The organism is Actinacidiphila sp. bgisy160 (assembly GCF_965342435.1).
GTDB lineage: Bacteria > Actinomycetota > Actinomycetes > Streptomycetales > Streptomycetaceae > Actinacidiphila.
This window is the reverse complement of the sequence record NZ_CBDRCM010000071.1, coordinates 20,783-33,639: the sequence shown is the minus strand read 5'-3', so window position 1 is coordinate 33,639 and position 12,857 is coordinate 20,783. Positions and strand designations below refer to the sequence as shown.

At 74.1% G+C, this 12,857-nt stretch carries 16 protein-coding genes; 6 read left to right on the top strand and 10 right to left on the bottom strand.

All coding sequences use genetic code 11. The features are described 5' to 3' along the window. Positions 1-36: 36 nt before the first annotated feature. The 4 genes from ACRWNP_RS33610 to ACRWNP_RS33595 form a co-directional block, all read right to left on the bottom strand. Positions 37-675 carry an HD domain-containing protein gene (locus tag ACRWNP_RS33610; RefSeq protein ID WP_431968203.1) on the bottom strand — a complete coding sequence of 213 codons (639 nt, stop codon included), beginning with the start codon at positions 673-675 and terminating at the stop codon, positions 37-39. 164 nt (positions 676-839) lie between these two features. Then, positions 840-926, bottom strand: coding sequence for a DUF4326 domain-containing protein (locus ACRWNP_RS33605; RefSeq protein ID WP_431968205.1), 87 nt, complete (start codon positions 924-926; stop codon positions 840-842). Between the two features lie 146 nt (positions 927-1,072). Next, complete coding sequence (locus ACRWNP_RS33600; RefSeq protein ID WP_431968201.1) at positions 1,073-1,297, bottom strand: DUF397 domain-containing protein; 225 nt, start codon at positions 1,295-1,297, stop codon at positions 1,073-1,075. Between the two features lie 112 nt (positions 1,298-1,409). After that, positions 1,410-1,847, bottom strand: a complete 438-nt coding sequence (locus ACRWNP_RS33595; protein ID WP_431968199.1) for a hypothetical protein — start codon at positions 1,845-1,847, stop codon at positions 1,410-1,412. 125 nt (positions 1,848-1,972) lie between these two features. Here ACRWNP_RS33595 and ACRWNP_RS33590 point away from each other — a divergent pair, with 125 nt between their 5' ends. After that, the gene (locus ACRWNP_RS33590) at positions 1,973-2,185 is read left to right on the top strand and encodes a hypothetical protein (RefSeq protein WP_431968197.1); all 213 of its coding nucleotides are present in this window, start codon (positions 1,973-1,975) and stop codon (positions 2,183-2,185) included. Here the strand turns inward: ACRWNP_RS33590 and ACRWNP_RS33585 are convergent. After that, positions 2,158-3,153, bottom strand: coding sequence for a DNA polymerase Y family protein (locus ACRWNP_RS33585; protein ID WP_431968195.1), 996 nt, complete (start codon positions 3,151-3,153; stop codon positions 2,158-2,160). The genes ACRWNP_RS33590 and ACRWNP_RS33585 overlap by 28 nt on opposite strands. Positions 3,154-3,244: 91 nt before the next feature. Between ACRWNP_RS33585 and ACRWNP_RS33580 the strand changes: the two genes are divergently transcribed. After that, positions 3,245-3,967 (top strand): hypothetical protein, encoded by a 723-nt coding sequence (locus ACRWNP_RS33580; RefSeq protein ID WP_431968193.1) that lies wholly within the window; start codon positions 3,245-3,247, stop codon positions 3,965-3,967. A gap of 38 nt (positions 3,968-4,005) precedes the next feature. Further along, positions 4,006-4,185 carry a hypothetical protein gene (locus ACRWNP_RS33575; protein ID WP_431968191.1) on the top strand — a complete coding sequence of 60 codons (180 nt, stop codon included), beginning with the start codon at positions 4,006-4,008 and terminating at the stop codon, positions 4,183-4,185. Between the two features lie 34 nt (positions 4,186-4,219). On the opposite strand, the gene ACRWNP_RS33570 is transcribed toward ACRWNP_RS33575, so the two are convergent. After that, positions 4,220-5,164 carry an EamA family transporter gene (locus ACRWNP_RS33570; protein WP_431968189.1) on the bottom strand — a complete coding sequence of 315 codons (945 nt, stop codon included), beginning with the start codon at positions 5,162-5,164 and terminating at the stop codon, positions 4,220-4,222. A gap of 210 nt (positions 5,165-5,374) precedes the next feature. Between ACRWNP_RS33570 and ltaE the strand changes: the two genes are divergently transcribed. The 3 genes from ltaE to ACRWNP_RS33555 all read left to right on the top strand — a co-directional run bounded on the left by ltaE (position 5,375) and on the right by ACRWNP_RS33555 (position 8,833). After that, positions 5,375-6,448, top strand: coding sequence for a low-specificity L-threonine aldolase (gene ltaE, locus ACRWNP_RS33565; RefSeq protein ID WP_431968187.1), 1,074 nt, complete (start codon positions 5,375-5,377; stop codon positions 6,446-6,448). Between the two features lie 168 nt (positions 6,449-6,616). After that, positions 6,617-7,261 carry a L,D-transpeptidase family protein gene (locus ACRWNP_RS33560; RefSeq protein WP_431968185.1) on the top strand — a complete coding sequence of 215 codons (645 nt, stop codon included), beginning with the start codon at positions 6,617-6,619 and terminating at the stop codon, positions 7,259-7,261. Positions 7,262-7,522: 261 nt separating this feature from the next. After that, positions 7,523-8,833 carry an RICIN domain-containing protein gene (locus ACRWNP_RS33555; RefSeq protein ID WP_431968183.1) on the top strand — a complete coding sequence of 437 codons (1,311 nt, stop codon included), beginning with the start codon at positions 7,523-7,525 and terminating at the stop codon, positions 8,831-8,833. Between the two features lie 331 nt (positions 8,834-9,164). On the opposite strand, the gene ACRWNP_RS33550 is transcribed toward ACRWNP_RS33555, so the two are convergent. Genes ACRWNP_RS33550 through ACRWNP_RS33535 form a run of 4 tightly spaced genes read right to left on the bottom strand, consistent with a single transcriptional unit; the run spans position 9,165 to position 12,652 of the window. Further along, entirely contained in the window at positions 9,165-10,187 is a 1,023-nt protein-coding gene (locus ACRWNP_RS33550; RefSeq protein ID WP_431968181.1) for an N-acetyltransferase family protein, read from the bottom strand. A 51-nt stretch (positions 10,188-10,238) separates the two neighbouring features. Beyond that, positions 10,239-10,871 carry a uridine kinase gene (locus ACRWNP_RS33545; RefSeq protein ID WP_431968179.1) on the bottom strand — a complete coding sequence of 211 codons (633 nt, stop codon included), beginning with the start codon at positions 10,869-10,871 and terminating at the stop codon, positions 10,239-10,241. Between the two features lie 48 nt (positions 10,872-10,919). After that, positions 10,920-11,981: a sensor histidine kinase gene (locus ACRWNP_RS33540; RefSeq protein ID WP_431968177.1), complete on the bottom strand. Its 1,062-nt coding sequence runs from the start codon at positions 11,979-11,981 to the stop codon at positions 10,920-10,922. Beyond that, the gene (locus ACRWNP_RS33535) at positions 11,978-12,652 is read right to left on the bottom strand and encodes a response regulator (RefSeq protein ID WP_431968175.1); all 675 of its coding nucleotides are present in this window, start codon (positions 12,650-12,652) and stop codon (positions 11,978-11,980) included. Before ACRWNP_RS33535 ends, ACRWNP_RS33540 begins: the two co-directional genes overlap by 4 nt. Between the last annotated feature and the right edge of the window lie 205 nt (positions 12,653-12,857).

Here is a 12,857-nt window from a genome sequence, read left to right as displayed (position 1 = left end):
GACTGACCACGACAACCCGCCACCGGGACGGCGGGATCACTCCGCCCAGGGGGACCGCAGGATGGTGTCCACGAAGTTCCCGCGGACGAAGCCCGGCACGAAACGCTCCAGGACGTCGGCCTTGACGTTCCCGAACGTGGTGTCCGGGCGCGGCGCGATGCCGTGGGTGAACTCCTTGAGGATGTTGTTCTTGAAGTCGGGCCGCGGGTGGACGGCGACGACCGCCTCGCGCTCCTCCGGGGTGATCTCGTCGTACCCGATGCCCAGGACGTCGACCTCGACGCCCGAGGTGACCAGGGCGATCTCGGGGGCCATGTGCCACGGGATCTCCGGGGTGGTGTGCAGGGCGATCGCCTCCCACACCAGCCGCGCGCGGTCCCCGGGGACGCCGTGCTCCAGCAGGAAGCGGCGGGCCTCGTCGGCGCCGTCGATCTCGAAGCGCTGGTCGGTACGGGCGTAGGCGTCGGTCAGTCCGAGGTCGTGGAAGAGGGCGCCGACGTACAGCAGCTCGGGGTCGAAGTCCCAGCCGCGGTTGCGGCCGCGCATCGACGCCCAGAAGTACACCCGGCGGGAGTGGTGGTAGACCACCGGGTCGGCGGCCTTGCGCACGAGTTCGGTCGCCTCCGTCACGAGCCGGGTGCCGGGCACCTCTATGTCCGCGATGATTTCAGCCACGTCGAATCTCCTGACAGGTTTGCGGGTTCCGCCGGCGTCCGGGCGGGGCGCCCGGTGCCGAGGAGTCCATCGTCGGGCGCGGCGGCCGACCCCGCCGGATGCCGGAGGGACGCGCGACCCTCGGATCAGGACACCCCCGTCCGGCCGTGCCGGGCACCGGGACGTCAGAAGGCGTCCGCGAGTTCCGCGACGACCTGCGCGTGGCACGGCTCGGGCTCGCACCAGCAGCCCAGCCTGCGGCCGCCACGCACCGGCCCGCGTCCTCGCCGTTGTGCGGCCCTCGACTGAGCCGGGCCGTCCCACGCCGAGTGTGTGATCACGAAGCGGCCCGCTGGACGCCTGACAGGCGCGGCGGGCCGGTTCGCCGGCCCGCCGAACGCCCGAGGGGTGAGGGGTGCTAACCGAACTCGCCCGCGCGCACACCCTCCCGGAACGCCGTCCACTCCTCTGCGGTGAACCGCAGCGGCGGCAGCTCCCTGTTGTTCGAGTCACGGATCGCGACGGCTCCGCCGCCGAGGTCCGCCACCTCGACGCACTCCGGCAGGTAGCCACTCCTGCTGCTCTTGACCCAGCGCGCTTCCCTCAGGTCCCGCGTGTAGAGGTCGGCTTTGCTCATTCGCATGGGAACCTCCGTTTCGAGGTTCGTCACGTATGTACCCTCCCCACCCTCGCCCCGATCCCTCCGGCGGCGCAACCGTCGAGGTGAGGCCGTTGCCCCGGACAACCGGGCTGGGTCAGTGGTCGAAGCCGTCGTCGAGCACGAACCGCGCGGGCCGGCGCTCCCGCAGCACCTTGTCCAGCAGCGGGTCCCCGGACTCGACCACCTCGCAGCGGCTCCCGGCTCGGACGGCAGGCCGGCCCTCCAGGACGACGGGTGCGCGCAGCACGTCCTCGCCCCGGGGTCCGATGGCGTTGCACAGCAGGCCCTCGAAGCGGTGTCCGGTCAGGGTGTCGTCGCGGACCCTGGCGACGACCTCCCCGATCACCGGGGCCTCGGGATATGCCCAGACGAGATGGTTCACGGTGCGGCCGTCGTCGAGCGGGACCGGCAGACGGATCTTGAGGAAGTTGCCGACGCCGTCGGCGACCAGCATCGCGCCGGTGTGCACCCTGACGCGTCGCGCGCGCTCCTCGTCGGAGAGCTCGGCGACCAGGTGCGGCAGGGACAGCACCACACACAGGATTGGCGCGGAGTCACTGGCCGGGTCAAGTGCCCGAGCCACAGCGGATTCTGACGGGACGTCGCCAACCGGTCGCGCCCTGTCGCGAAACGCCGGGACGGGGCAGTATCGAACACATGGCGGCATCATCGGGGTGCGACGTCTGCGGGCGGGAGGACGACACCGTCCGCGACTGCGGTATCCGCCATCTCCCGCTCGCCGTGTGCGACGCCTGCTTCGCGGACATGGCGCAGGCCAGGAGTGGCCCGCTGCCGCGTCCGCTGGACGGCGCCGAGGTGATGGCCGCCGTACTGGAGGCGCTTCACGAGGACAGCCGGCGCTCCTCCTGAGCGGGGCCGCTCCCGGGCGGATCGGCGAAGGTCGACGGCAGCACGGCCCGGCCCCGGCCCGCCCCCACGGGCACGGGACGGGCCCGGTGCGGGTCGGCCGCGGACAGCCCCTCGGCGCGCAGGGCCACGGCGCGCACGGGGGCGCCGTGAGCGCCGAGGGCCTCGTGCATGGCGTAGGCGGCCTCGGCGAGTTCGCCGGGGTCGGAGGTGGGCTCCGGCAGGGTGCGGCTGCGGCTGACGGACGAGCCGCCGGCGAGCCGGACGGTCAGGGTGAGCCCGGTGGCCGTACGGCCGGTGCCGCGCAGCCGGTCGCCGAGGCCGAGCCCGAGTTCGAGGACGGCCCGGCTCAGCGCGCCGTGGTCGGTGGCGTCGGCGGTGAAGAGGCGGTCGGCAGCGAGCGAGCCGGGTGGGTGCTCCGGGGTGATCGGGGCGGGGTCGAGGCCGTGCGCGCGTTCCCACACGCCGCGTCCGGGAGCGGCGCCAAGGATCGCCTGGATGTCGGGCAGCGGCGCCGCGGCGACCGCTCCGACGGTGTCCAGCCCGGCCGCGATCAGCGCGCGGACGGCCTCCGCGGTGATCCCGGGGAGCGCCGCGACCGGCTTGGCGCGCAGGAAACCGGCGACGGCCCGCGGGTCGGAGTCGACGGCGCGGATCCGGCCGACGAGGACGTCGTACGCGGCCATGGCGGCGACCGTACGGCTCCCTGCGACGCCGATCGTGAGGCTCACGTCGTACAGGGCGGAGGCCCGGGTGCTGATCATGAGGGCGAGCTGCTCGGGCAGCAGGCCGTAGAAGCTCACCGCGGAGCGCACGTCGGCCACGACCGCGTCCGGCGGTTCGGCGCGGACGACGGGGGTGAACTGACCGACGAGCCCGGCGAGCGCCGCGAGGGTCGCCGGGTCGGTACCGCCGCAGCGGATGTAGAGCACGCAGGGCCCGGGGTCCTGGTGCGGCTCGGCTTCGACCATGGTGTGTCCGCCTCCACCTCGTTCGAACAACTGCTCGATTTCGAGTGTAGGGCATTCCCGGTCTCGGCGTCCGGCTCATAGGGTGCGACGCATGACCCTGACCGCCGTCCAGCGCCGAGCCCTGCTGGAGTCCGACGCCAACACCGGCCAGGTGAGCGCGCGCGAGGCGACCTGCGCCGCGCTGACCAGGCAGGGCCTCGCCGTGCGGTACGGCCGCACCGGTGGCTACTACCTCACCCAGGAGGGCCGCCGGGTCCGCGCGGAACTGACCCGCGTGGATCTTCCCCACCCGGACGCCGGGCCGGCGCCCGGGACGGCGGCGCGGGCACCGCAGCCGGCGCGGCCGCCGTCGCCCAAGGCCCCCGAGCGCGGCTTCGCGGCCGACGACGGACACGGCACGGGCGGCGCCACCCCGGGGCGCGCCGCCGAGGTCGCGTCGGCCTGGTCGGGGCTGCTGGAGATCCGCCGAGTCCTGCAGGAAGGCGACACCACGCGGCCCGCGCCCTGGGAACGCGAGCGCCACGTCCACGCCGTCGCCCTGGCCCTGGAGGCGGCCGGCCGGCCCCCGTCCGCGCGCGACGCCGCGGGGCGGCCCTCGGCCGCGGGCTACGCCGTCGCGCCCTCCGCCCAGAGCGGGGTCGCCGAGGTGTCCTGGCACTTTGCCGCCGGGGATGCCGCCGGAGACGCCTCCGGCACCGCCGAGGCCGAGCTGGCCCGGTGCCAGGACGTCCTGGAGGCGTACGGCTGGCAGTGCACGCTCCACCAGGACCGCCGGCGCCGGGCGTTCCTGCTGGTCTCGCCCCGCCGGGGCTGAGGGAGCAGGATGGAGACAGCGACCGTAGGAGGTCCGCCATGAAGTCCACGTCCTCGGACGCCGATCCGTACCTCTACGCGGAGACCCCCTCCCAGGCGGAGGGCGAACGGATCTACGACCCCGCCGAACGCAGCACGATGGAGATCCACCCGGACGTCCCCCGGACGACCCCCTCCCAGGCGGAGGGCGAGCGCGTGGACGACGTCCCGCCCCGGTGACCTGGGGCGGGGGCCCACGCCGTCCGGCCGTCCGTCAGTGATCCCTGCGGGACAGCACCGCCAGGGCGAGGACGAGGACGCCCAGCCCCGCCCACGACAGCGGCGTGGGCCGCTCCGCGAGCACGGCCACCCCGAGCAGGGCGGCCACGGCGGGCTCGGCGAGGGTGAGCGTGGTGGCGACCCAGGCCGGCGTGTGCCGCAGTCCGTGGCCGAACAGCCGGTAGGCCAGGAAGGTCGTCAGCACGGCGAGGTGCAGCACCACCGCGGCGCCACGCGGCGTGCCGAGCCACACCACACCCGCGGCGAGCACCACCGGCAGGGTCAGCAGACCGGCGGAGCCGAAGAGCACCCCCATCACGGCGCCCGGCGTCTGCCCACGTCCGATGAAGTGCGCGCCGACCAGGGAGTACACCGCGTACGAGAAGCCGGCCAAGGCCGCCAGGGCCACCCCCGCGGCGTCCGTGCGCGCCGCGGGACCCGCGTGCGCGCCGCCGAGCACGAGCATCCCGCCGGCGATGACGGCCACGACCGTCGCGGCGGCCCACTGTCGGCTCGGGCGGTGCAGACCCGCCGCCCAGGCCGACAGCCCGGTGAAGACCGGCGCGCTCCCCAGGGCGATGACGGTGGCCACGGCGACCCCGGTGCGGGAGACCGCCGGGTAGAAGGAGAGCGGGTAACCGGCGACGGCCAGGGCGCCGACGGCGAGCAGCGCCAGTCCGCGGCGCCCCACGGTGCGCAGCAGGGTCCGTGCTCCCCGCGCCCCGGCCAGGAGCAGGAGCCCACCGAGGGTGAGTCCGGCGCCGCCGACCGCGGCGGGCGGGGCGCCCGCGGGCGCGAAGGACGCGGCGGTGCCGGTGGTGCCCCACAGCAGCGCGGCGGCGAGGATCGGAAGCACGCCGTGGACGAACCGCGGCCGGAAGGCGGCAGCCCCGGGCGCGAGCGGGCGTGCGGGGCCGAGGGAGGGAGTGTTGTCCGGCACGAGGGGTGGCCTTTCGTCACGAATCGTTGGAAACGGATCCGGAACGGGCGCACCGCAACCGCCCCTGGTGGCCGGGGGGCCTGCCGGTGGGGCGGAGGTCCGAGCCGTCAGTGAGTGCGCCCGGTCAGGCGCGGAGCGGCGGAAGGACGACGTGCCAGTACGAATTCACCCGACGATCCTACCGATGGGCGGGCATGGCAGGGTGAACGCATGCCGATCACTGATGTCACCGATGAGCAGCCCGGACGGGTCATCGACCTGCGCAGCGACACCGTCACGCGGCCGGGGGCGGCCATGCGCCGCGCCATGGCGGAAGCCGAGGTGGGCGACGACGTCTTCGCCGACGACCCCACCGTCCGCGCCCTCCAGGACCGGATCGCCGAACGGCTCGGTTTCGAGGCCGCGCTGTTCGTCTCGTCCGGGACGCAGAGCAACCTGTGCGCGCTGCTGACGCACTGCGGGCGCGGTGACGAGTACATCGCCGGGCAGTCGGCGCACGTGTACCGCTGGGAGGCCGGCGGCGGTGCCGTGCTCGGCGGGATCCAGCCGCAGCCGCTGCCCCACCGGGCGGACGGGACGCTGGACCCGGCCGACATCGCGGCCGCGGTGAAGCCGGACGACCCGCACTTCCCGCGCACCCGGCTGCTGTGCCTGGAGGACACCATCGGCGGCCGGGCCGTCCCCGTGGACTACCTGCGGGCCGCGACCGGGCTGGCGCGCGAGCACGGACTGGCCACGCACCTCGACGGGGCCCGGCTGTTCAACGCGGCGGTGGCGGCCGCCGGCGACCCGTACGAGCAGGCGCGGCTGATCGCCGGTCACTTCGACAGCGTCTCGGTCTGCTTCAGCAAGGGCCTGGGCGCCCCGGTCGGCTCCGCGCTGCTGGGCAGCCGGGAGTTCGTGGCGCGGGCGCTGCGCTGGCGCAAGGCGCTCGGCGGCGGGATGCGACAGGCGGGCATCGTGGCGGCGGGCGCGCTGTACGCGCTGGAGCACCAGGTGGCGCGGCTCGCCGAGGACCACGCGAACGCGGCGCTGTTCGCGGCGGGGATCAAGGGCGTGCCCGGTCTGGTGGTCGGCGACGCCCAGACCAACATGGTCTTCGCCGAACCGGCGCCGGGGCTGTCCGCCGAGGAGGTGCGGGAGCGCCTCGCGCGGCGCGGGCTGCAGTGCGCCGGCTACCCCGGGCGGCTGCGGTTCGTCTTCCACCTGGACGTGTCGCGCGCCGACACGGAGCAGGCCGTGCGCATCGTCCGCGACGTCCTGGACGGCCCCCCGCGCGCCTGACGGCCCGGCAACACCCTTTTCCGCACCGGTCGTTCCGCAACCTCCGGCGCCTCACGATTGTCCTAGGGGGTGAGGCCGTCGCGCGAGGGCCTCACCGGGGAAGGGGATGCGATGAGAGCGGGAGCGTCAGCGGGACGACGGGCGGGGGCCGCCCTCGCGGTGGCGGTGATGGCCGTGACACCGGTCGTGGCGGGGGGCGGCACGGCGCAGGCCGCGTCGTGCACGAAGAGCAAGGGGCCGTACCAGAAGCAGGTGGAGAAGTTCCTGGGGCGGCCGGTGGACGGGAAGCAGTCGGCGGCCGACTGCAAGGCGATACGCGCCTTCCAGACGAAGTACGGGATATCCCCGAACATCGGCTACGCGGGCCCCGTGACCTGGGGCGTCATGAAGATCATGAACGCCCAGAAGGCCGCGGGCAGCAATCCCAACAAGGCCGGCAAGTGCCCCACCGACAAGGGGCGGATCGCGTGCGTGGACCTCACGCGGCAGCTGAGCTGGATACAGGACGGCAAGAAGCTGAGGTTCGGGCCGGTTCCGGTGCGGACGGGCCGCAACGGCTACGAGACCCGCACCGGCTCGAAGAAGATCTACTGGCGGCACATCGACCACTGGTCGACGCTGTACAACGTCGCCATGCCCTACAGCCAGTTCTTCGACGGGGGACAGGCGTTCCACTCGATCGCGGGGAGCGTGTGGTCCCCGCCGGGATCGCACGGCTGCGTGAACATGCGCAAGGCGGACGCAAAGAAGTACTGGAGCCTGCTGAGGAACGGTGACGACGTGTACGTGTACGGGCGCAAGCCCGGTACGTGACGCGCCGCGCCGCAGGCAGGGGGCAGGGGCGGGCGGGGACCGGGCGGGCACTCCGCGCGGGCCTGTCCGCCCTTCTTGGTCCAGACCTCTTGACGGGGTCTGGGGGCGGCAGTTCAATCACGGCGTGAACTAAGCCTTGAACAAAGGCGGACGAGAATCCCGTGCCCCCACGCACGAGGCTTCAAGCAATGTCAGGTGCATGTCTTGAGCACCCGGCCTCCGTCCGCCGCCCCCACGACCGCACCGAAAGGCAGCGTCCCTGTGAAGGCACTCCCCCCACACCCCCGCCCACACCTCCGCCCGCGCCGGCTCCCGCGCGCCCGCGGCCTGCTCGCCGCCGGCGCCGCCGGCCTCCTCGCCCTCGCCGCCCTCACCACCGCCGGTCCCGCCGACCGCCCCCTTTCCGCGGCCCCCGCCGCCACCGCCGCCGTCACCACCTTCGCCGACGAGTTCGACGGTCCGGCCGGCAGCGCCGTCGACGGCGGCAAGTGGCAGATCGAGACCGGCGACAACGTCAACAACCACGAGCGGCAGTACTACACAGCCGGGAACCGCAACGCGGCCCTCGACGGCCAGGGCCACCTCGTCATCACCGCCCGCAAGGAGAACCCCGCGGGCTACCAGTGCTGGTACGGCAGTTGCCAGTACACCTCCGCCCGGCTCAACACCGCGGGCCACTTCACCACCACCTACGGCCACGTCGAGACCCGGATGAAGGTCCCGCGGGGCCAGGGCATGTGGCCCGCGTTCTGGATGCTGGGCAACGACATCGGCGACGTCGGCTGGCCCGCCAGCGGCGAGATCGACATCATGGAGAACGTCGGCTTCGAGCCCGGCACCGTCCACGGCACGATCCACGGCCCGGGCTACTTCGGCTCCGGCGGCATCGGGGCCGGCTACTCCCTGCCGGGCGGCCAGGCCTTCGCCGACGCGTTCCACACCTTCGCCATCGACTGGAGCCCGGACTCCATCAGCTGGTCCGTCGACGGCACCGTCTACCAGCGGCGCACCCCGGCCGACCTCGGCGGACGCCAGTGGGTGTTCAACAAGCCGTTCTTCGTCATCCTCAATCTCGCGGTGGGCGGCTACTGGCCGGGCGACCCCGACGGCAGCACCGCCTTCCCGCAGCAACTGGTCGTGGACTACGTCCGCGTCACCACCTCCGACAGCGGCGGGGGCGGGGGCGGTACGACCGGCCGCATCACGGGGCTGGCCGGCAAGTGCGTCGACGTCGCCGGGGCCAATCCGGCCAACGGCACCCCCGTCCAGCTCTACGACTGCAACGGCACCGCCGCCCAGCAGTGGACCGCCGCCTCCGACGGCACCCTGCGCGCCCTGGGCAAGTGCCTGGACGTCAAGGACTTCGGCACAGCCGACGGCTCCCAGCTGCAGCTGTGGGACTGCGCCGGCAGCACCAACCAGAAGTGGGTCCTCACCGGTGCGCGCGACATCGTCAACCCGCAGGCCGACAAGTGCGTGGACGTCACCGGCAACAACTCCGCCAACGGCACCCGGCTCCAACTGTGGACCTGCACCGGCGGCGCCAACCAGAAGTGGACGCTCACGCCCTGACCCCGTGACCCCCTGACCGCCGCCCCCCGACCCCGGGCGGCGGCAGGTGGCGGGCGGCGGCCCGGAAACTGACGATCCGCCATGGCAATGGCGCCTCACGACGGAACCCGAAGCGAGGCGCCGACGCCGTACGGGAGGGCAGGGGCGGGCGGGACCGGGCGGGCACTCCGCGCGGTCACGTCAAGACCAAGAACAAGGGAAAGCCCCGGCCAGGACGGGGGGATCTGGCCGGGGCAGTCAGGGAGTTCGCCGCGGACGCTCCATGGGTCCGCCGGACGTTCTGGAATTAGTTTAACAGTGAAGGAGGAGTGCTCCGCGCCACGCAAACCTGTCAACGTTGTGGTGTCCCGCACATCCGCGGGTCCAGCACCCGCTGCAGCCGGTAGGCCACCGGCCTGAAGCCCACCGCCGGCCAGTGTCCCGCCGACACCGGCGAACCCGCCGGCCAGCTGGCCGTGATGTGCCGGTGGCCGTTGTCGTACGCCCACGCCAGCGCCGTCGCGAGCAGCACCCGGCTGATGCCCTCGCCCCGCGCGGCCTGCGTCACGTACGCCTCGGCCAGTTCCACGCATCCGTCGGGTACGACCGGGCCCGGCACCGCCGGCGTCAGCACCACCATGCCGATCTCCTCCCCGCGGCGGGCGGCGACCCACGCCCCGCAGCGCGCGTCGGCCAGGGCGTCCGCGTAGTGCGTCCGCAGTCTGGCCAACGCCCCCTCGGGCTGCGGCCGGAAGACCGCCGTACCGCGGTCCGCGCGCGCCGCCTCGACCGCCATCCGCCCGATCCGGTCCAGGTCGCCGGGCCCCGCCCGGCGCACCGACAGCGCGTCCACACCGCGCGGCTGCCGCCCGCGCGGGCGCACCGCCATCAGGCCCCGGACCCGTTCCAGGCCGAAGCCGGTGCGGAACCAGGCCGAGGCGATCGCCTCGTCGGCCGGCAGGTCCACATAGTGCACCGGCCGGCGCTCCGCGACCAGGCGCGCGGCCACGGCCGCGTACAGCCCGCGCAGCACGTCCTCCCGCACCCCGTCCCGGCCGCCGCGCAGCGCGTGCCCGCCGTAGGAGACGAGCGCCGAACGCGGGTGCGCGCGAAGCGCCGCCCGGTCGTCGTCCGCGAGGTCGAGCGGGGTCGCGGCGAGGTAGCCGGTGAGCGCCCCGTCGCCGCCCCGGGCGAGGACGGCCTCCACCTGCGGGTCGGCCAGGATCCTGCCCAGCAGTTCCTCGCCCGCCGGCGGCGCGGTGGTCCGGCCCGACTGGTGGGGCAGCGCCTTGCGGGCCCTGGTGTACCAGCGGTCGAGGAGGGCCGCTGCCTCGGGGGCGTGCTCGGTGGTCAGCGGAGCGATGGCGACAGTCATGGTGGTCCGCGACGCTAACGGTCGCGGCGGGGTGGGGCAAGGGCCGCCGGGTCACCCGGTCCAGGCCGGGTGCCGCGGGTCGTCGGTGTGCACCAGGACGTCCGCGGTCTCGCCGGGTGCCGCCTCCTGCTCGTAGCGGGCGTACGCCGGGAGCGTCCAGCGCTCGTCCTCCGGCGTGCGGCGGGCCAGGGCCGCCCCCGACATCCGCAGATGGACACTGAGGTCGAAGGGAAAGCCGTAGCCCTGCAGGAGTGCGCCCTCCAGCAACAGCACGCCCCCGGGCGGCAGTTCCTCGTAGGCGGCCCGCGTCGCGCGATCGGTCGCCGGGTCCCACAACGAGGGCAGCACCCGCCCGGTGCCCCCGGGCGCGAGCGGGTCGAAGACCTCCCGCCACAACGCCCCGGTGTCCAGCCAGCGCTCGTAGTAGGCGTCGGAATCCTGGCGCCCCAGTTCGTAGCGCTGCGAGGCGGGCCGCCAGTAGGTCTCCGCCCGCACCCGTACGACCGGCCGGCCCCTCAGTCGCAGCGCCTCCGCCAGCGCCTGCGCCAGCGCGTCCGGACGCGCGGCCGGCGCCCCGTCGATCGCGACCCTCGGGCGCTCGCCCCCGTCGTCCGGCGTCAGCTCCAGCACGCGGTCCGCGACGGCCTCGGTCAGTCGTTCCCAGGTCACAGGCGTCAGTCGCACGCCACCATACTGCCGGTCGGGGTCCGCGCCCGCGCAGGCGGGCCGCGCTCACTCCTCGCCGGTGACCTTGCTCGGCCCGCACGGCACCCGCAGGTCGACGGTCGTGCCCTCGCCCGGGGCGCTGCGGACGGTGAGCCGGGCGTCGATGAGCTCGGCGCGCTCGCGCATCGCGGACAGGCCCATGCCCCGGGTCTGCGCCGACGTGGGCTCGGTGGCGCGGAAGGTGCCGCGGCCCGTGGTGGTCGCCGGGGGCATGCCGTGCCCGTTGTCGGAGATCGACACGTACACGAACCGCTGGTCGCTCTCCAGGCTGACCACGACGCGGGTCGGCTCGGCGTGCTTCACCGCGTTGTTGATCGCCTCCTGGACGATCCGGTACATCTGCGCCTGCGTCTCGGCGGTGAGCCGGCCGCCGACGGTGTCCGCGTTCGCGCCGAGCCGCAACTCGGTGCGGACGCCGTACGTCTCGAAGGAGCGCCGGCACAGCGCCTGCAGGGCCGGCCGCAGTCCCAGTTCGTCCAGGACCACAGGGCGCAGGTCGACGATCAGGTGCCGCAGCGAGGCGATCTGGTTGCCGACCAGGCCGCGTGCCTGCTCGATGGCCTCCCGCATGGCCTCCGGCCGTCCGTCCGCCGCGGCGGAGGACAGCACCACCTGGACCGCGCCCAGTTCCTGCAGGGTGTCGTCGTGCAGCTCGCGCGCCCAGCGACGGCGCTCGCGCTCCTCGCCGTCGTGCCGCGCCCTGACGCGCTCCCGGCGCAGGCCGGCCTCCCGGCGCGCCGAGGAACGGACGGCGTAGAGGGCGTAGGCGACCAGCAGCAGCGGCAGCACGTGCAGCACGTTCAGCGAGGGCTGCTGGGCGACGCGGACCGTGCCGGCGACCGTCAGCATCAGCGCGAAGGCGATGGCCACCACCAGCCACACCCGCTGCCGCGGCGCCACCAGGGGCGTGAGCGGCAGATAGCAGGCGGCGGCGGCCAGCGCGAGGCCGAGCTCCCAGCGTTGCGAACGGTCCGTGACCTCCATGACGGTCGCCGCCGCCAGGAGGGCGGTGCCCAGACCCTCGAGGGCCAGGCGCGTCCCGGTCCTTCCAGGGCCGGACGGCGTCATGCCACCAGCCCGCGCTCTCTGGCCGCGGCGATCAGCTCGGCCCGGCTCTCCTTGCCGAGCTTGTCCCGCAGCCTCGACCGGTGGGTCTCAACGGTCCGTATGGAGACGAACAGACGCCGGGCGATCTCCTGGTTGGTGTGCCCCAGGGCCAGCAGCGTCAGCACCTGCGCCTCCCGGTCGGTGAGCGGCTCCTCGTGGTGCCGTTCCGCCAGGTCCAGGTCCTCGACGGCCAGTCGCGCCCCCAGCGAGGGCTGCACGTAGGTGGCGCCGCCGGCGACATGGTGGGCCGCGGCGAGCAGTTCCTCGGCGGCGGCCTCCTTCAGCAGGTAGCCGGCCGCTCCCGTGCGCAGCGCCTCCCGGGCGAACGCCGGGTCCTCCTGCATGGTGAGCACCAGGATGCGCGTCCGGGGCGACTCGGTCAGCAGCGCGGGGATCGTCGGCAGGCTGGACCTGCCGGACATGGTCAGGTCCAGGACCAGCACGCGCGGGTGGTGGCGCCGGACGGCGTCCAGGGTCTCGGGGACGGTGGACGTCTCGGCGACGATCTCGAAGGCGGGGTCGGCGGCCATCAGCAGCCGCATACCCGCACGCACCACGAGATGGTCGTCGGCGAGTACGACCGTGATGGCCGGGTGCGACTGCCTGCCGTCGGGGCGGCTGAGGACGTCCATACCACACACGGTAGATCCGGCGCGCGCGGCGGGCAGCCCGCGTCGCCCGTCCTGCGGGAAACCCGCAGTCACATGTGCGGGGAAACGCCGATGACCTCTGCGGATCGACGGGGATGCGTTCGCCGGGGCGGAGAGGCAGGCTCGAAGCCAGGTGTTTGAAATGCCTACCAACCGCCGACCGACCCCATACCTCACCCGAGGCCAC